16 protein-coding genes are annotated in these 19,169 nt (G+C 52.8%); 11 read left to right on the forward strand and 5 right to left on the reverse strand.

Annotated elements, in window-relative coordinates; translation table 11 throughout:
* Positions 1-2: 2 nt before the first annotated feature.
* The 6 genes from mreC to tldD all read left to right on the forward strand — a co-directional run bounded on the left by mreC (position 3) and on the right by tldD (position 9,078).
* Entirely contained in the window at positions 3-1,025 is a 1,023-nt protein-coding gene (gene mreC, locus OGV69_RS02745) for a rod shape-determining protein MreC (RefSeq protein WP_038634365.1), read from the forward strand.
* Complete coding sequence (gene mreD / locus OGV69_RS02750; protein WP_038634362.1) at positions 1,026-1,514, forward strand: rod shape-determining protein MreD; 489 nt, start codon at positions 1,026-1,028, stop codon at positions 1,512-1,514. It begins immediately after the preceding gene.
* Between the two features lie 8 nt (positions 1,515-1,522).
* A complete protein-coding gene (locus OGV69_RS02755) occupies positions 1,523-2,116 on the forward strand; it encodes a Maf family protein (protein WP_069324414.1) in 594 nt (197 codons plus the stop codon).
* Positions 2,106-3,575 (forward strand): ribonuclease G, encoded by a 1,470-nt coding sequence (rng, locus tag OGV69_RS02760; protein WP_038634356.1) that lies wholly within the window; start codon positions 2,106-2,108, stop codon positions 3,573-3,575. The genes OGV69_RS02755 and rng overlap by 11 nt, the downstream gene beginning before the upstream one ends.
* Before the next feature lie 110 nt (positions 3,576-3,685).
* Positions 3,686-7,486: an AsmA2 domain-containing protein YhdP gene (gene yhdP / locus OGV69_RS02765; RefSeq protein ID WP_069324413.1), complete on the forward strand. Its 3,801-nt coding sequence runs from the start codon at positions 3,686-3,688 to the stop codon at positions 7,484-7,486.
* A 146-nt stretch (positions 7,487-7,632) separates the two neighbouring features.
* Positions 7,633-9,078 carry a metalloprotease TldD gene (gene tldD / locus OGV69_RS02770; RefSeq protein ID WP_038642897.1) on the forward strand — a complete coding sequence of 482 codons (1,446 nt, stop codon included), beginning with the start codon at positions 7,633-7,635 and terminating at the stop codon, positions 9,076-9,078.
* Positions 9,079-9,162: 84 nt separating this feature from the next.
* On the opposite strand, the gene aaeR is transcribed toward tldD, so the two are convergent.
* Positions 9,163-10,092, reverse strand: coding sequence for an HTH-type transcriptional activator AaeR (aaeR, locus tag OGV69_RS02775; RefSeq protein WP_038634351.1), 930 nt, complete (start codon positions 10,090-10,092; stop codon positions 9,163-9,165).
* Between the two features lie 184 nt (positions 10,093-10,276).
* Between aaeR and aaeX the strand changes: the two genes are divergently transcribed.
* The 4 genes from aaeX to OGV69_RS02795 all read left to right on the forward strand — a co-directional run bounded on the left by aaeX (position 10,277) and on the right by OGV69_RS02795 (position 13,789).
* Positions 10,277-10,480 carry a p-hydroxybenzoic acid efflux pump operon protein AaeX gene (aaeX, locus tag OGV69_RS02780; protein ID WP_003025177.1) on the forward strand — a complete coding sequence of 68 codons (204 nt, stop codon included), beginning with the start codon at positions 10,277-10,279 and terminating at the stop codon, positions 10,478-10,480.
* Between the two features lie 7 nt (positions 10,481-10,487).
* Complete coding sequence (gene aaeA / locus OGV69_RS02785) at positions 10,488-11,420, forward strand: p-hydroxybenzoic acid efflux pump subunit AaeA (RefSeq protein WP_038634348.1); 933 nt, start codon at positions 10,488-10,490, stop codon at positions 11,418-11,420.
* 5 nt (positions 11,421-11,425) lie between these two features.
* Positions 11,426-13,393: a p-hydroxybenzoic acid efflux pump subunit AaeB gene (gene aaeB / locus OGV69_RS02790; protein WP_038634345.1), complete on the forward strand. Its 1,968-nt coding sequence runs from the start codon at positions 11,426-11,428 to the stop codon at positions 13,391-13,393.
* A 117-nt stretch (positions 13,394-13,510) separates the two neighbouring features.
* Positions 13,511-13,789, forward strand: coding sequence for a barstar family protein (locus tag OGV69_RS02795; RefSeq protein ID WP_038634342.1), 279 nt, complete (start codon positions 13,511-13,513; stop codon positions 13,787-13,789).
* A 56-nt stretch (positions 13,790-13,845) separates the two neighbouring features.
* Here the strand turns inward: OGV69_RS02795 and yhcN are convergent, their stop codons facing one another.
* On the reverse strand, positions 13,846-14,112 hold the full coding sequence (yhcN, locus tag OGV69_RS02800; RefSeq protein WP_038634340.1) for a peroxide/acid stress response protein YhcN: 267 nt from the start codon (positions 14,110-14,112) through the stop codon (positions 13,846-13,848).
* 375 nt (positions 14,113-14,487) lie between these two features.
* Positions 14,488-14,958, reverse strand: a complete 471-nt coding sequence (gene argR, locus OGV69_RS02805) for a transcriptional regulator ArgR (RefSeq protein ID WP_003025162.1) — start codon at positions 14,956-14,958, stop codon at positions 14,488-14,490.
* A gap of 436 nt (positions 14,959-15,394) precedes the next feature.
* Between argR and mdh the strand changes: the two genes are divergently transcribed.
* Positions 15,395-16,330 (forward strand): malate dehydrogenase, encoded by a 936-nt coding sequence (gene mdh, locus OGV69_RS02810; RefSeq protein WP_069324412.1) that lies wholly within the window; start codon positions 15,395-15,397, stop codon positions 16,328-16,330.
* A 146-nt stretch (positions 16,331-16,476) separates the two neighbouring features.
* Here the strand turns inward: mdh and degS are convergent, their stop codons facing one another.
* Both degS and degQ read right to left on the reverse strand, forming a co-directional pair.
* A complete protein-coding gene (degS, locus tag OGV69_RS02815) occupies positions 16,477-17,544 on the reverse strand; it encodes an outer membrane-stress sensor serine endopeptidase DegS (RefSeq protein ID WP_038634334.1) in 1,068 nt (355 codons plus the stop codon).
* A gap of 89 nt (positions 17,545-17,633) precedes the next feature.
* Positions 17,634-19,001 carry a serine endoprotease DegQ gene (gene degQ, locus OGV69_RS02820; RefSeq protein WP_069324411.1) on the reverse strand — a complete coding sequence of 456 codons (1,368 nt, stop codon included), beginning with the start codon at positions 18,999-19,001 and terminating at the stop codon, positions 17,634-17,636.
* Positions 19,002-19,169 lie beyond the last annotated feature (168 nt).

Below are 19,169 nucleotides of genomic sequence, written 5' to 3' on the forward strand. Positions count from 1 at the left end.
CTATGAAGCCAATTTTTAGCCGTGGCCCGTCGCTACAGATTCGCCTTATTCTGGCGGTGCTGGTGGCGCTCGGCGTTATTATTGCCGACAGCCGCCTGGGTACGTTTAGTCAAATCCGAACGTACATGGATACCGCCGTCAGTCCTTTCTACTTTATCTCTAATGGTCCTCGTGAATTACTCGACGGCGTGTCGCAAACGCTGGCTTCGCGTGACCAACTCGAACTTGAAAACCGGGCGCTGCGTCAGGAACTGCTGCTGAAAAATAGCGAGCTGCTGATGCTGGGGCAATATAAACAGGAGAACGCGCGTTTGCGCGAGCTGCTGGGATCGCCATTGCGTCAGGACGAACAAAAGATGGTGACGCAGGTCATCTCAACGGTTAATGACCCATACAGCGATCAGGTCGTGATCGACAAAGGGAGCGTTAACGGCGTCTACGAAGGTCAGCCAGTTATCAGCGACAAAGGTGTAGTGGGTCAGGTCGTTGCGGTAGCAAAACTGACCAGCCGCGTACTGCTGATTTGCGATGCGACGCATGCTCTGCCAATCCAGGTTCTGCGTAACGATATTCGCGTCATTGCTGCGGGCAACGGTTGTACGGACGATCTTCAGCTTGAACATCTGCCGGCGAACACCGACATTCGCGTTGGCGATGTACTGGTGACTTCCGGTTTGGGTGGACGCTTCCCGGAAGGTTATCCGGTTGCTGTTGTTTCTTCCGTTAAGCTGGACACTCAGCGTGCTTATACCGTCATTCAGGCTCGTCCGACCGCGGGTTTGCAGCGTTTGCGCTATCTGCTGCTGTTGTGGGGAGCCGATCGTAACGGCGCCAATCCGATGACGCCGGAAGAAGTACACCGTGTTGCCAATGAACGTTTGATGCAAATGATGCCGCAAGTTCTGCCTGCGCCAGATGCCATGGGGCCGCCTGCGCCAGTACCGGCACCTGCTACAGGCGTCACTACAGCGCCTACGGACACCACGTCGCCACAACCTGCTCCGCGTAAGCCGGGAGGACAGTAAGTGGCAAGCTATCGTAGCCAGGGGCGTTGGGTTATTTGGCTTTCGTTCCTTATTGCACTGTTGCTGCAAGTTATGCCCTGGCCGGATGACATTCTTGTTTTCCGGCCAAACTGGGTGCTGCTCATCTTGTTGTATTGGATTCTGGCGCTACCGCATCGCGTAAATGTGGGCACAGGGTTCGTGGTGGGTGCCATACTGGATCTCATTAGCGGTTCCACGCTTGGCGTGCGGGCCTTGTCGATGAGTATCATTGCCTATCTGGTCGCGCTGAAATTCCAGCTATTCCGCAACCTCGCGCTCTGGCAACAGGCGCTGGTGGTCGTGTTGTTATCACTGGTCGTGGATATTATTGTTTTCTGGGCCGAGTTTTTAGTGATCAATGTCTCTTTCAGACCTGAAGTGTTCTGGAGTAGTGTAGTGAATGGTGTGCTCTGGCCATGGCTATTCTTACTGATGCGTAAAATCCGTCAGCAGTTTGCGGTGCAATAAAGGTTGATATGAATACTCTGTATCTTGCTTCAGGTTCTCCACGTCGTCAGGAACTGCTCGCTCAACTTGGTATCATGTTTGAACGGCTGGTTCCTGGGATTGAAGAACAGCGGCACCCGCAGGAAAGCGCGCAGCAGTACGTTTCTCGTCTGGCGCGCGAAAAAGCGCAGGCTGGCGTTGCGTTGGCGCAGCGCGATTTGCCGGTATTGGGTGCGGATACCATTGTTATTCTTAACGGCGAAGTGCTGGAAAAACCGCACGACGCCGCCCATGCCGCCGCAATGCTGCGTAAGCTGTCGGGCAACACGCATCAGGTCATGACCGCCGTGGCATTGGCCGATCGCCAGCACAGTCTGGACTGTCTGGTGGTGACGGAAGTGACATTCAGAGCACTCACCGATGAGGACATCGCGGGTTATGTTGCCAGCGGTGAACCAATGGATAAAGCAGGTGCATACGGTATTCAAGGGTTGGGTGGCTGTTTTGTCAGGAAGATAAATGGCAGCTATCACGCCGTAGTCGGCTTACCGCTGGTAGAAACGTATGAGTTGCTGACCAATTTTAACGCACTGCGTGAGCAAAGGGATAAACATGACGGCTGAATTGTTGGTAAACGTAACGCCATCGGAAACGCGGGTGGCTTACATTGATGGCGGTATTCTGCAGGAAATTCATATTGAACGTGAGGCGCGACGTGGAATCGTAGGCAATATCTACAAAGGTCGTGTAAGTCGTGTACTTCCGGGTATGCAGGCGGCTTTTGTAGATATTGGACTGGATAAAGCCGCATTTCTTCACGCTTCAGACATCATGCCACACACCGAATGCGTGGCCGGTGAAGAACAAAAACAGTTCACCGTGCGCGACATTTCTGAACTGGTTCGCCAGGGCCAGGATTTGATGGTGCAGGTGGTAAAAGATCCGCTGGGTACTAAGGGCGCTCGCCTGACGACGGACATTACGCTGCCTTCCCGTTATCTTGTTTTTATGCCGGGCGCGTCGCACGTTGGCGTTTCCCAACGTATCGAAAGCGAAAGCGAACGCGAACGTCTGAAAAAAGTGGTAGCCGATTACTGTGATGAGCAGGGCGGATTTATTATTCGTACGGCGGCGGAAGGCGTATGCGAAGAGGATCTGGCCTCGGATGCTGCCTACCTGAAGCGCGTCTGGACGAAAGTCATGGAGCGCAAAAAACGTCCGCAAACGCGCTACCAGATGTATGGCGAACTTGCGCTGGCGCAGCGCGTTTTGCGTGATTTTGCCGATGCCCAGCTTGATCGGATCCGCGTCGACTCTCGCCTGACCTATGAGGCGTTGCTGGAATTTACGGCGGAGTACATTCCCGAGATGACCAGCAAGCTGGAGCATTACAGCGGACGTCAGCCTATTTTCGATCTCTTTGACGTTGAGAATGAAATCCAGCGCGCGCTGGAACGCAAGGTTGAGCTGAAATCCGGCGGCTATTTGATCATTGATCAAACCGAAGCGATGACCACCGTGGATATCAATACCGGCGCGTTTGTTGGACATCGTAATCTCGACGACACTATTTTTAATACTAATATTGAAGCAACGCAGGCCATTGCGCGTCAGCTACGTCTGCGTAACCTGGGCGGCATTATCATTATCGATTTTATCGACATGAATAATGAAGATCATCGGCGCCGGGTGTTGCACTCTCTGGAGCAGGCTCTGAGCAAGGACCGCGTAAAAACCAGCATTAACGGTTTTTCACAGCTGGGCCTGGTGGAGATGACGCGTAAGCGCACGCGTGAAAGCGTGGAGCATGTGCTGTGCAATGAGTGCCCTACCTGTCATGGACGCGGTACCGTGAAAACGGTGGAAACCGTATGCTATGAAATCATGCGCGAAATTGTCCGCGTACACCATGCATACGACTCCGATCGCTTCCTGGTTTATGCATCTCCGGCAGTGGCAGAAACCCTGAAAGGCGAAGAGTCGCATGCGCTGGCGGAAGTCGAAATCTTTGTGGGTAAACAGGTCAAAGTCCAGGTTGAACCGCTCTATAACCAGGAGCAGTTCGACGTCGTAATGATGTAATTGAGTAGTAGCACCAGCGCATGTAGGCCGGATAAGGCGCAAGCGCCGCCATCCGGCAATATACACTCAAGGGGTGTGAGTCACATTTTTTTGCAGACAAGGAGAGGCGCGTGAGGCGATTGCCGGGGATATTACTGCTCACTGGAGCCGCATTCGTTGTCATTGCAGCGCTGATGGTCAGTGGACTGCGCCTTGCGCTACCTCATCTTGATAGCTGGCGTCCGGCCATTCTCGGTAAGATTGAATCCGCGACTGGCCTGCCCGTTACCGCCAGCCAGCTTTCCGCCAACTGGCAAAATTTCGGCCCTACGCTTGAAGCGCGTGATATCCGCGCGCAGCTCAAAGACGGCGGTGAGTTTTCGGTAAAACGCGTCACGTTAGCGCTGGATGTCTGGCAAAGTTTACTGCACATGCGTTGGCAGTTTCGCGATCTCACCTTCTGGCAATTGCAGTTGCGCACCAATACCCCTATCCAGAGTAGTGAAAGCGGTGATGGAATTGAAGCGGGTCACCTCAGCGATCTCTTCCTGCGTCAGTTCGATCATTTCGATCTCCGCGACAGTCAAATCAGCTTTTTAACCCTCTCAGGCCAGCGCGCTGAACTGGCGATCCCACAGCTTACCTGGCTGAACGGTAAAAACCGGCATCGCGCTGAGGGGCAGGTCAGTCTCTCCAGTCTGACCGGTCAACATGGCGTTATGCAGGTGCGCATGGATCTGCGCGACGACAATGGGCTGTTGAATAATGGTCGGGTCTGGCTGCAGGCAGACGACATTGACGTCAAACCGTGGCTGGGCAAATGGATGCAGGATAATGTCGCGTTGCAAACCGCGCGTTTTAGCCTGGAAGCATGGATGACGATCAATAAAGGCGTCGTTTCCGGAGGCGATGTCTGGCTGAAGAAAGGCGGCGCCAGCTGGCTGGGTGACAACCGCACGCATACGCTCTCCGTGGATAACCTGACGGCGCACATTAGCCGCGAACAGCCGGGCTGGCAATTCTCTATTCCCGATACCCGTATCACCATGGATGATAAACCCTGGCCAAGCGGGGCGTTAACGCTGGCCTGGATCCCTGAGCAGGAAGTCGGCGGTGAGAATAACAAGCGCAGTGACGAGCTACGCATTCGCGCCAGCAATCTGGAGCTGGCCGGATTAGAAGGGCTGCGCCCGATGGCGGCTAAGTTATCGCCAGCGCTGGGGGATATTTGGCGCGCCACGCAGCCAAGCGGCAAAATTGATGTGCTGGCGCTGGATATCCCATTACAGGCAACAGAAAAGACCCGTTTCCAGTCTTCGTGGACCAATCTGGCCTGGAAACAGTGGAAGTTGTTACCGGGGGCGGAGCATTTCTCCGGTACGCTTTCGGGCAGCGTGGAAAATGGTGCGCTTACCGCCTCCATCAAGCAAGCCCGCATGCCGTATGAGAGCGTCTTCCGCGCACCATTGGAAATAGAAAACGGCGTGGCGACGCTAAGCTGGCTGAAGAATGATAAAGGTTTTCAGTTAGATGGGCGCAATATTGATGTCAAAGCGAAAGCGGTACATGCGCGCGGTGGTTTTCGCTATCTGCAACCGACCGGTGACGAGCCATGGTTAGGCATTCTGGCGGGGATCAGTACTGATGACGGCTCTCAGGCCTGGCGCTACTTCCCGGAAAATCTGATGGGCAAAGAGCTGGTTGACTACCTCAGCGGCGCGATTCAGGGCGGCGAAGCGGATAATGCCACGTTGGTGTATGGCGGTAACCCGCATTTGTTCCCATATCTGCATAATGAAGGGCAGTTTCAGGTCCTGGTGCCGTTACGCAATGCTAAATTCGCCTTTCAGTCCGACTGGCCTGCGTTGACTGACCTCAATATTGAACTGAACTTCATTAACGACGGTCTGTGGATGAAAACGGATGGCGTTAATTTAGGCGGCGTAAAAGCCAGCAATCTGACGGCCAATATTCCCGACTATGCAAAAGAAAAACTGCTGATTGATGCCGACATCAACGGGCCGGGCAAAGCGGTTGGACCTTATTTTGATGATACGCCGCTAAAAGATTCTCTTGGCGCCACGCTTGAGCAGTTGCAGATTGATGGCGATGTGAATGCTCGCTTACATCTCGATATCCCGTTGGATGGCTCGCTGGTTACGGCCAAAGGTGATGTCAATCTGCGTAATAACAGTCTGTTTATTAAACCGCTCGACAGCACGTTGAAGAATTTGACCGGTAAATTCAGCTTTGTGAACGGCGATCTGCAGAGCGAGCCGATGACGGCAAACTGGTTTAATCAGCCGCTGAACGTCGATTTTTCCACTACCGAAGGGGCCAAAGCCTATCAGGTGGCGGTGAATCTGCAAGGCGACTGGCAGCCAAACCGTATGGGGATTTTGCCGACGCAGGTGAACGATGCGTTAAGCGGCAGTATGGCGTGGAATGGCAAGGTGGATATCAATCTTCCGTATCATGCCGGGGCGACCTACGACATTGCGTTAAAGAGTGACCTGAAGAATGTAAGTAGTCACTTACCTGCTCCACTGAATAAGGCGGCCGGTGAGGCGTTGCCGGTAAACGTGAAGGCCAACGGCAATCTGCGCAGCTTTGATCTCACCGGCAACGCAGGGAGCAAGAATCACTTCAACAGCCACTGGCTGCTGAATCAGAAGCTGACCCTTGACCGCGCTATCTGGACGTCGGAAAGCCGCACCGTGCCCGCGTTACCCGATCAGCAAGGTATTGAGCTCAATCTTCCCCCTATGGACGGCGCGCAATGGCTGGCATTGTTCCAGAAAGGCGCTGCGGATAACGTTGGCTCGAACGCCAACTTCCCGCAACGCATCACGGTACGTACGCCATCGTTATCCCTGGGGGGGCAGCAGTGGAACAATTTAAGTATTGTGTCTGAGCCTTCGGGCAACGGTTCCAGCGTGCAGGCGCAGGGGCGTGAGATCAACGCCACGCTGGCTATGCGCAATAACGCCCCGTGGCTGGCGAACATTAAATACCTCTATTACAACCCGAGCGCCGCAAAGCCGTCTCCCGGCACAGCGCCAGCGTCGCCTTTCTCTACCATCAATAACGTCAGCTTCCGTGGCTGGCCGGATGTTCAGCTCCGCTGTGCAGAGTGTTGGCTGTGGGGACAGAAATATGGACGTATTGATGCCGATGTGGCGATCAAAGGCGATACGCTCTCGTTGAGCAACGGTCTGTTGGATACCGGCTTTGCCAGACTGACTGCCGACGGTGAATGGGTGAATGTGCCGGGTAAAGAGCGTACGTCACTGAAGGGAAAACTGAACGGCAAAAAAATTGACTCTGCCGCCGGTTTCTTTGGCGTATCGACGCCGATTCGTAACTCTTCGTTCAATGTGGAGTACGACCTGCACTGGCGTAATCCACCGTGGGATCCGGATGAAGCGTCGCTGAATGGGATTTTGCGCACCCGGTTGGGCAAAGGTGAGCTTACCGAACTCAGTACCGGACATGCGGGGCAACTGTTACGCCTGTTAAGCTTTGACGCGTTGCTACGTAAACTGCGCTTTGATTTTAGCGATACCTTCAGTGAAGGCTTCTATTTCGACTCCATTCGCAGCACGGCGTGGATTAAGGATGGTGTGATGCATACCGACGACACGCTGGTGGACGGTCTGGAAGCTGACATCGCGATGAAAGGCTCGGTGAATCTGGTACGCCGCGAACTGGATATGGAAGCGGTTGTCGCGCCTGAAATTTCTGCCACCGTTGGGGTTGCCGCCGCGTTCGCCGTCAACCCGATTGTCGGCGCGGCGGTGTTTGCCGCCAGTAAGGTTCTGGGGCCGCTGTGGAGTAAAGTTTCGATTCTGCGTTACCGTATCACCGGTCCGGTTGATAAGCCGCAGATTAACGAAGTTCTGCGTCAGCCGCGCAAAGAAAGCCAGCAATGATTTGACGGGGGCAAGTAATTGCCCCAATCTCAGTACATAGTATTGCCGGATGGAGCAGCGCTTATCCGGCCTACAGTAGCCTAACAACGTAGGCCGGATAAGGCGTTTTTGCCGCCATCCGGCAGAATTAAATGAGTAACAAAACGATGAGTCTGAACCTGGTAAGTGAACAATTGCTAGCGGCGAATGGCCTGAAACATCAGGATCTGTTTGCCATCCTGGGCCAACTGGCCGAACGCCGTCTCGATTACGGCGATCTCTATTTTCAGTCGAGCTATCACGAATCCTGGGTTTTAGAAGATCGCATCATTAAAGATGGTTCTTACAATATCGATCAGGGTGTTGGCGTACGCGCCATCAGCGGCGAAAAAACGGGGTTTGCCTATGCAGACCAGATTAGCTTGTTGGCGCTGGAGCAAAGTGCGCATGCTGCCCGGACTATTGTGCGCGACAGTGGTGACGGCAAAGTAAAAACGCTGGGTGCGGTAGAGCATCAGGCGCTTTACACTTCGGTCGATCCGTTACAAAGCATGAGCCGCGAAGAGAAACTGGATATTCTGCGTCGCGTTGACCGCGTTGCGCGTGCTGCTGACAAGCGCGTTCAGGAAGTGACCGCCAGCCTGACCGGTGTTTATGAGCTGATTCTGGTGGCGGCGACCGACGGTACGCTGGCCGCGGATGTCCGTCCACTGGTGCGTTTGTCCGTCAGCGTACAGGTCGAAGAAGACGGTAAACGTGAGCGCGGCGCGAGCGGTGGCGGCGGTCGCTTTGGCTATGACTATTTCCTTGGCGATCTCGATGGTGACGTTCGTGCCGACGCGTGGGCGAAAGAGGCTGTGCGCATGGCGCTGGTCAATCTGTCCGCAGTAGCCGCGCCGGCAGGTACGTTACCGGTGGTACTCGGCGCTGGCTGGCCTGGCGTTCTGCTGCACGAAGCGGTCGGCCATGGTCTGGAAGGCGACTTTAACCGTCGTGGCACCTCGGTATTTAGCGGTCATATGGGTGAACTGGTCGCGTCAGAACTGTGTACCGTAGTGGATGATGGCACAATGGCGGACCGTCGTGGATCCGTGGCTATTGATGACGAAGGTACACCGGGCCAGTACAACGTGCTGATCGAAAACGGTATTCTGAAAGGCTACATGCAGGACAAACTGAATGCGCGCCTGATGGGTGTGGCGCCAACGGGTAACGGACGCCGTGAATCTTACGCGCACCTGCCGATGCCGCGGATGACCAACACCTATATGCTGCCGGGCAAATCCACGCCGCAGGAAATCATTGAATCCGTCGAATACGGCATTTATGCGCCGAACTTCGGCGGTGGTCAGGTGGATATCACCTCCGGGAAATTTGTGTTCTCAACGTCCGAAGCGTATCTGATTGAAAACGGTAAAGTGACCAAACCCGTGAAAGGCGCGACGCTGATTGGCTCCGGTATCGAAGCGATGCAGCAAATTTCGATGGTGGGTAACGATCTGAAACTGGATAACGGCGTAGGCGTTTGCGGTAAAGAAGGGCAAAGCCTGCCGGTGGGCGTGGGCCAGCCGACGCTGAAGGTCGATAATTTGACGGTCGGCGGCACCGCATAGCATCATGATCCAGGCCCGATAAGCGTCAGTGCCATCGGGCATCTTGCCGGATGCGGCGTTAACGCCTTATCCGGCCTGGACACTTTATTTCTCTTTCCCTCGACCATACATTCCCTGGAACAGCTGCGCCACATCGACAAAATAATCCGTCAGATAGTTAATCACTACCTGAACCTTAAGCGGCAGTTTGTCTTTTTCGGTGTACAGCGCATAGACCGGACGTGGATCCGACTGGTAGCGGGGAAGCAGGATCTCCACCTCGCCGCGATTGATCTCATTGATCACCCACATCAATGGTACATAGGCAATACCCGCGCCTGCGGCCAGCCAGCGCACCAGCGTCATCGGATCGTTAGTGACGAAGCGCCCCTCTGGAATCAGGCGGGTGGAGATCCCTTCCGGGGCGATAAGCTCGAATTCGTTATCCGGGCGCACGCTATATTCCAGCCATGAGTGATTGCTGAGATCGGCAGGTTTTTCCGGAACGCCAAACTGGGCGAGATAACTTTTAGCGGCGCAGACCACCATCGGCATGGCTCCCAGACGACGTGAAAACAGGCTGGAGTCTTGTAACGCGCCGACGCGGATGACCACGTCCAGGCCATCAGCAATTAAATCCGGTGCCGGGATGCCGGTGACCAGATTTACCGTCAGGCCGGGGTACTCTTTCAGCATTTTCGCTGTCAGCCCGGCGAGGACATTTTGTGCCATGGTTGAAGAACAGCCAATACGCAATGTGCCGATAGGAGTGTTATTAAAGGCATACAGCTGCTCATGCACATCCTGCGCTTCGTGCAGCATTCGACGGCAGCCCTGATAATAAATTTTACCGGCTTCGGTTAGCCCAATGCTGCGCGTACTGCGGTTTAGCAGCTTGACCTGTAGTTCATCTTCCAGTTTAGAGACGGTCTGGCTTATCGATGAAACGCTCATTTGCAGCTGTCTTGCAGCGGCAGTGAAGGAGCCCAGTTCGACAACTTTGGCGAACACCGACATACGTTTTAATCGTTCCATTATTCACTCTGGCTTAAAAGTGATTTAGATCACATAATATAGATAACAGCATAACAGTTACGTTAATATATTATTATTCAAATAACGGCTATGTCGCTCTCGCCTGGCTCATCCTTGCCCTTCTCTGCGGTGACATACGCTAGAAAATCTATCACCTGCACTCTCTTAAGCTACCAAGGTCAACATGAGTCTGTTTCCCGTTATCGTGGTGTTTGGTCTGTCCTTCCCACCGATTTTTTTCGAATTGCTTTTGTCACTGGCGATTTTCTGGCTGGTGCGCCGGGTGCTGGTTCCAACTGGCATCTATGATTTTGTCTGGCATCCGGCTCTGTTTAACACCGCGCTGTATTGCTGCCTGTTCTATTTAATAACGCGCCTGTTCGTTTGAGGTTGAAGTGAAAACACTAACAAAAAAACTCTCCCGTACGGCCATGACTCTCGTACTGGTCATTCTGGCCTTCATTGCTATTTTTCGCGCATGGGTGTTCTACACCGAGTCGCCATGGACGCGTGATGCGCGTTTCAGCGCTGATGTCGTCGCCATTGCGCCGGACGTTGCGGGTCTTATTTCCAACGTTAACGTCCATGATAACCAACTGGTGAAAAAGGATCAGGTGCTGTTTACCATCGACCAACCGCGCTATAAAAAAGCCCTCGAACAGGCTGAAGCCGACGTCTCTTATTACCAGGTTCTGGCGCAGGAAAAACGTCAGGAAGCCGGTCGTCGTAACCGTCTGGGCGTGCAGGCCATGTCTCGTGAAGAGATTGATCAGTCTAACAACGTACTGCAAACCGTATTACACCAGTTGGCGAAGGCGCAAGCGACCCGCGATTTGGCAAAATTGGATCTTGAACGTACCGTTATTCGTGCGCCAGCGGATGGTTGGGTGACTAACCTGAATGTTTACAGCGGCGAATTTATTACCCGTGGCTCCACGGCGGTAGCGCTGGTAAAACAGCACTCGTTCTATGTCCTGGCGTATATGGAAGAAACCAAGCTGGAAGGCGTACGCCCTGGATATCGCGCTGAAATTACCCCGCTTGGTAGCAATAATGTGTTGAAGGGTACCGTTGATAGCGTGGCGGCTGGCGTAACGAATGCCAGCAGCACGCGAGACGCAAAAGGTATGGCGACCATTGATTCCAATCTTGAATGGGTCCGTCTGGCACAGCGTGTACCGGTGCGCATTCGTCTTGATGAGCAGCAGGGAACCCTGTGGCCAGCCGGGACGACGGCTACCGTTGTTATCACCGGTAAGCAGGATCGCGATGCCAGTCAGGAATCCTTCTTCCGTAAAATGGCGCACCGCCTGCGCGAGTTCGGTTAATTGCGATGGGTATTTTTTCCATTGCTAACCAGCATATCCGCTTCGCGGTAAAACTGGCGTGCGCAATTGTCCTGGCGCTGTTCGTTGGTTTTCACTTTCAGCTTGAGACTCCGCGTTGGGCGGTGTTAACCGCAGCAATTGTGGCAGCAGGCCCGGCTTTTGCCGCCGGTGGGGAACCCTATTCAGGCGCTATCCGCTACCGTGGGATGCTGCGTATCGTCGGCACATTTATTGGCTGTATTGCCGCCCTGATCATTATTATCAGCATGATCCGCGCTCCGTTGTTGATGATCCTGGTGTGTTGTATCTGGGCCGGTTTTTGTACCTGGATCTCGTCGCTGGTGAAGATCGAGAATTCCTATGCCTGGGGACTTTCGGGTTATACGGCGCTGATCATCGTCATTACTATCCAGGCTGAACCGTTGTTGACGCCGCAATTTGCACTTGAGCGTTGCAGCGAGATTGTGATGGGGATTGTCTGCGCCATTGTTGCCGATCTGCTCTTTTCGCCCCGCTCGGTGAAACAGGAAATTGATGTCGAACTGGACAGCCTGCTGGTGGCGCAGTATCAGCTTATGCAGTTGTGTATAAAGCATGGCGACAGCGAAGAAGTGGACAAAGCCTGGGGCGATTTAGTCCGCCGAACGGCGGCGCTGGAGGGCATGCGCAGCAACCTCAATATGGAGTCTTCACGTTGGGTGCGTGCTAATCGCAGACTCAAAGCATTGAACACGCTGTCGCTCACGCTCATTACTCAGTCCTGTGAAACTTACCTTATTCAAAATACCCGCCCGGAACTTATCACCGACACCTTCCGCGAGTTGTTCGATACGCCGGTTGAAACGGTGCAGGATGTCCATAAACAGTTGAAGCGGATGCGTCGGGTTATTGTCTGGACTGGCGAACGTGAAACACCGGTAACGATTTATAGCTGGGCAGGTGCGGCGACGCGCTACTTGCTACTGAAACGCGGTGTGGTGAGTAATACAAAAATTAGCGCGACGGAAGAAGAGATCCTGCAAGGCGAGCCGGTAGTGAAAGTGGAGTCCGCCGAGCGTCACCATGCGATGGTCAACTTCTGGCGTACCACGCTCTCCTGTGTGCTGGGCACCTTATTCTGGCTGTGGACTGGCTGGACATCCGGCAGCGGCGCGATGGTGATGATTGCGGTTGTCACCTCGCTGGCAATGCGCCTGCCTAACCCTCGGATGGTGGCGATAGATTTTATTTACGGTACGTTGGCGGCATTACCACTCGGGGCGCTCTATTTTCTGGTGATTATCCCCAATACGCAGCAAAGTATGCTGTTGTTGTGTCTGAGCCTGGCCGTGCTGGGATTCTTTCTGGGAATCGAGGTGCAGAAACGACGGCTGGGATCGATGGGCGCGCTGGCCAGCACCATTAATATCATCGTGCTGGATAACCCGATGACTTTCCACTTTAGCCAGTTTCTTGACAGTGCGCTGGGGCAGATTGTTGGTTGTGTGCTGGCATTTATCGTCATTCTGCTGGTGCGCGATAACTCGCGGGACAGAACTGGTCGCGTGTTACTCAACCAGTTTGTCTCCGCGGCGGTTTCTGCAATGACTACCAACGTGGTTCGTCGTAAAGAAAACCACCTTCCGGCGCTTTATCAGCAGTTGTTTTTACTGATGAACAAATTCCCCGGCGACCTGGCGAAGTTTCGCCTGGCGCTGACGATGATTATCGCGCATCAGCGTCTGCGCGATGCGCCGGTACCGGTAAATGAGGATTTATCTGCCTTCCATCGCCAGTTGCGTCGCACCGCCGATCATGTGATTTCAGCAGGAAATGACGATAAACGCCGCCGCTACTTTAGCCAGTTGCTGGAAGAGCTTGAGATCTATCAGGAGAAGTTAATCATCTGGCAAGCCCCTCCACAGGTGACCGAGCCGGTAAAACGACTCAGTGGGATGCTACACAAATACCAGCACGCGCTGACCAGCAATTAAGCACAAAAAACCGATGCCAGAAGCGTCGGTTTTTTTATGGCTATACTTACCTGAAATGCGGGAGGCCCTGCATATTGGTGGTCCGTAGAGTGACTGGCGTCGGGATGGTGGCTATAGATGAACATCTATACGTTTGATTTTGACGAGATAGAAGACCAGGGTGATTTCTACCGCGAGTTCACGCGCGCATTTGGTCTGACCCGGGAAAAAGTGGTCGATTTAGATTCTCTGTGGGAGGTCGTTACCGGAGATGTCTTGCCGCTGCCGGTGGAGATTGAATTTGTCCATTTGCCGGACAAACTACGCAGGCGATATGGCGCATTAATATTACTGTTCGATGAAGCGGAAGAAGAGCTGGAAGGGCAGTTGCGTTTTAATGTTCGTCACTCAATGTAAGGTATAAAAAAGCCCCCGGCAGGCGGGGGCAAGTCGTCGGTTTAGACGACGAGGGTTTATTTGTACAGTTCTGCAGTCGCGTGCCAGTGAGCACCTTCACGGAGTTCAGTGACGCGATAGCTGCTGGCACCCGCTTTTTCAGCTTTAGCGGCGATAGCCTGACGCATATCCATTGGTGAACTACCGATCTGAGATACAGAGATGCTACCCATGGATTGCAGGTTCTGTGCTTCTTGTGAGTTCACCTGAGTAACCGCGGCGCTTGCACCGAAAGAGAGAACAGAAAGAAGACTTAAAGTTGCAACAGTAGTTTTGATTTTCATGATATTTACCTCGTCGAATTCTTTTATTGTGGGTCTTGTTTCGTGACCCTCATCACAAAATCAAGTATACACTAATAACGCGATAAATTAATACCACGCTAATTGTTTCTGTGGTTATTAGGTTTTAAGGGGATTATTTTTTATAACTTAAAGGAATTAAAACTGGCGTTTTTAACATTCATATAGAATTAAATTAATTAAAATCAATGAGATACTGTATTTTGCAAAATGTGCGTTTTTCAGCCTTCATATTCACTATGTGAACGAATTTTAGCGGTTAAACGCACCATTTGTTAAACGAATGGCAGTGGAAAATAGAACCAAGAGGGGGAAGCAGAGGTTTTTCCCCGCCGGGAGACGACGGGGAAGGAGGTATTACAGTTCTTGTTCGAACAGCTCCAGAATGGCTTCGTACAGATCTTTTACCGTAAAACCCTTAGCTGGCGTGGTGAAGATGGTATCGTCACCGGCAATCGTTCCCAAAATACCTTCCGCTTTACCCAACGAATCCAACAGACGGGCAATCAACTGAGCGGCGCCGGGGCTGGTGTGAATAACCACGACCGCATCGTTGTAGTCGATATCCAGTACCAAATTTTTCAGCGGGCTGGAGGTTGTCGGCACCCCCAACTCAGCCGGCAGGCAGTACACCATTTCCATTTTCGCATTGCGTGTACGCACGGCGCCAAACTTGGTCAGCATGCGTGAAACCTTGGACTGATTGATATTATCAAAGCCCTGATCCTGCAAGGCGAGGACGATTTCGCCCTGAGAGCTGAACTTTTCTTCTTTAAGTAGCGCTTTAAACGCCTTCACTAATTCTTCTTGTTTTGCCGAGCTTCGCATAAGTCACCCGTAATATGGCGGTAGAATCAACATTATTGTGCATACAGATGAATTTTTATGCAAACGGTCTGCCCTGGTAAAGGCTGAAATAATGTTATGAAAGAGCGGAATTTTATCAAATTTCGTTATCAAGAAACATGCCTGTGTCACGGCTCGCAAATAAGGTTAAAAGTAAATTAATTGTTATCAAATTGATGTTGTTTTGAGAGGTGGGTAGGGTATATTGTCAGCACCTGTTGGAAAGTTGCTCTACTGTGCGGGTGGTTTTGAATTACGTAACTTAGGTTTTATTTTACGTAAGTTAAATGCATAAAAGCCAAATTTGCGTGACTACGCATTCTTGACGCGTGGTTGTTGTATTCGTTGGATTTGTGAATTAAGGTCGCCGCCGCGGAGCAATCGACACTTTGCTTATCAATATAATAAGGAGTTTAGGATGAAAGTTGCAGTCCTCGGCGCTGCTGGTGGTATCGGTCAGGCGCTAGCATTACTGTTAAAAACCCAACTGCCTTCAGGTTCAGAACTCTCCCTGTATGACATCGCTCCAGTAACGCCTGGTGTGGCCGTTGATTTGAGCCATATCCCTACTGCTGTGAAAATCAAAGGCTTCAGCGGCGAAGACGCTACCCCTGCACTGGAAGGTGCTGATGTGGTACTGATCTCTGCGGGCGTCGCGCGTAAACCGGGTATGGATCGTTCCGACCTGTTCAACGTCAACGCCGGTATCGTGAAGAACCTGGTGCAGCAGGTTGCTAAAACCTGTCCGAAAGCATGTATCGGTATCATCACCAACCCGGTAAACACGACCGTTGCTATCGCTGCAGAAGTGCTGAAAAAAGCAGGCGTATACGATAAGAACAAACTGTTTGGCGTGACCACGCTGGACATTATCCGCTCCAATACTTTTGTTGCGGAACTGAAAGGCAAACAGCCTGGAGACGTTGAAGTCCCGGTTATTGGCGGCCACTCTGGCGTGACCATTCTGCCATTGCTGTCACAAATTCCTGGCGTGAGCTTCACCGAGCAAGAAGTGGCTGACCTGACCAAACGTATCCAGAACGCGGGTACTGAAGTTGTGGAAGCTAAAGCCGGTGGCGGATCTGCTACCCTGTCTATGGGTCAGGCCGCAGCACGTTTCGGCCTGTCACTGGTTCGCGCACTGAGCGGCGAAAAAGGCGTGGTTGAATGTGCTTACGTTGAAGGCGACGGCCAGTATGCTCGCTTCTTCTCTCAGCCGTTGCTGCTGGGCAAAAACGGCGTAGAAGAGCGTCAGTCGATCGGTAAGCTGAGCGCGTTTGAGCAGAGCGCGCTGGAAGGCATGCTGGACACGCTGAAGAAAGATATTACTCTGGGCGAAGAATTCGTTAAGTAACGCGAAGAGAGGCCAGCGTGTATTTGTAGGCCTGAAAGCTGCGTGCCATCAGGCATTACGTGCTAACTCTCTACGATATCGCCTAATAAAAACCGGAGCCAATGTGCTCCGGTTTTTCATGGTAAGTAGGCAGCCAGGACGTGACGTTAGTTGGTGGCCGGGTATTCCTGAATCGTCACCTGCAGCGTCAGCTGTTTGTCATCGCGCATCACGACGACCGAGATGACTGAACCTGGGCGAATTTCGGCCACCTGATCCATGGTCTCAAGAGCGGATACTGCCGGTTTATTATTGACCGAAATGATCAGATCGTTGACCTGAATACCTGCCTGGGCTGCCGGACCGTCCGGAGCCACTTCGTTAACCACTATCCCCTGAATTTGATCCATCCCGCTGCCTTGCGCGTGCAGTGGCGCAATTTCACGACCGCTGATGCCGATATAGCCGCGAATCACGCGCCCGTCACGAATCAGCTTATCCATAATTTTGGTTGCCAACTGAAACGGAATAGCAAAGCCAATACCTTCCGGGGTTTCGCCGTCGTTACTCTTATCAAATGACAGCGTATTAATGCCCATCAGTTCACCCAATGAGTTAACCAGCGCACCGCCGGAGTTACCGTGGTTGATGGAGGCATCCGTTTGCAGGAAGTTTTGGCGTCCTGTCGGGTTCAGCCCAATACGGCCGGTGGCGCTAATGATCCCCTGGGTAATGGTTTGCCCAAGGTTGTACGGGTTACCGATGGCGAGCACCACATCGCCAATGTGCGGCACACGCTTGTTATTAATGGGGATGGTCGGCAGTCCGCCAGTCGCATTGATTTTCAGCACCGCAAGGTCGGTTAACGTATCAGAGCCCACGAGCAGCGCTTCAAATACACGTCCATCCTGTAATGCGACGATGATTTGGTCAGCATCATTAATGACGTGCTTATTGGTAATGATATAGCCGCGCTGATCCATGATAACGCCTGAGCCGAGCGTACGGATCTCAAGCTGGTTATGCGCAGTGCTGTTCATACTGCGGTTATAAACGTTAACGACGGCAGGTGCAGCACGGCGAACCGCTGGGTTATAGCTGGCGGGCGTTTCATCTGCACTGTCGAACTGCGGTGTGGTAAGAGTATTAATTTTGCGCAGAGAGGGCATCGCCGCCAGCAGAATGGCACCGACGATTAAACCAATCGCGACCGAACGTAAAAGCTTCACAAACATGATGGCGGCGTCATTAAAAAAGGGAACGGCAGCAGCATATCACGAGTTTACCGGACATCACACGGGGAGGGGATGTCCGGTTTAATGCGTTAACGCAGGAGCAGGTAAATACTCTCGTTACCGCGAACCACTTGCAGAGCAATGATCGACGGCTTCGTTTCCAGCACCTTACGCATTTCGGCAATCGAGTTTACGCGATCGCGGTTAACGCCAATGATAACGTCATCTTTATGCAGACCGGCCTGCGCGGCTGGGCTACTTTTTTCAACGTTATCAATTTTGATGCCTTTGGTGCCATCTTTTAACTGACCATCGCTGAGCGTAGCGCCTTGCAACGCAGGGGCGATCATTTCTGCGCTGGCGGACGATGACGTGCTGGTATCAAGGGTGACTTCAACCTCCAGCGGTTTACCGTTACGCAGTAGCCCCAGTTTGACCTTGGTTCCTGGTTCAGTTGTCGCAATGCGTGAACGCAGTTCGGCAAAGCTGCTGAGTGGTTTATCGTTGAGACTGGTAATGACGTCACCGGATTTCACCCCCGCCTTGGCAGAACCTGAGTTAGGCAGAACCTCGCTGACAAACGCGCCGCGTTGCACATTCAGATTGAACGCTTTGGCGATGTCGGCGGTCATTTCGGTACCTTTAATCCCTAACAGACCGCGTTTGATTTCGCCAAACTGCATCAACTGTTGCGCCAGCGTGCGCGCCATGTTGCTCGGAATCGCAAAACCAATGCCGATGCTGCCGCCGCCGGGCGCCAGAATCGCGGTGTTAATGCCAATCAACTCACCGTTGAGGTTAAGTAACGCACCGCCGGAGTTTCCCCGGTTGATAGAGGCGTCGGTCTGAATAAAGTTTTCCAGACCCTCCAGGTTCAGACCGCTGCGACCTAACGCCGATACAATACCGGATGTGGCGGTTTGCCCGAGACCGAACGGGTTACCCACGGCTACCGCGAAATCACCCACGCGGAGTTTGTCGGAGTCGGCAATGGCAATTTGCGTCAGGTTACTGGGGTGTTGAATTTGCAGCAGGGCGATATCGCTCTGATCGTCACTGCCGATCAGCTTCGCGTCGAACTCTCGGCCATCGTTAAGCTGAACGCTGATTTTTTGCGCCTGATTAATGACGTGGTTATTGGTCAGGACGTAGCCTTTTGCGGCATCAATAATGACCCCTGAGCCCAGCCCTTCAAAAGGTTGTGAAGGTTGGTCGGGAAGCTCATCACCAAAAAACTTTTTAAACTCTTCCGGGACTTTCTGTCCCTGGACTGCGGTGCCTTCGACCCTAACGCTCACCACGGCAGGTAACACTTTCTCCAGCATCGGGGCGAGGCTGGGAAGCGCAGCCTGACCGGGAACCTGGCCGGGAATCGACGCAACGGCCGGGAATGGCGCCGAGAGAGTTAACCCGACACTTAACGCTAATGCACTCAACAGCTGGGTTTGTTTTTTCATGGATCCTGCTCTCGTACCTTGAGTAAACGGAAGATGATTCAAAACAGTTTGATGTTATTGAATTTTCGGTTTGGTCACAATGAGGCTAACGACTAAATAATAGCTGGGACGGGAAGAGAAGCGGAGGGCGCAATTACTGCGCCCAATAAATTTCTTAATGATGTGCGT

Origin of the sequence: Citrobacter sp. Cc139 (assembly GCF_030334645.1) — a bacterium.
GTDB lineage: Bacteria > Pseudomonadota > Gammaproteobacteria > Enterobacterales > Enterobacteriaceae > Citrobacter > Citrobacter werkmanii.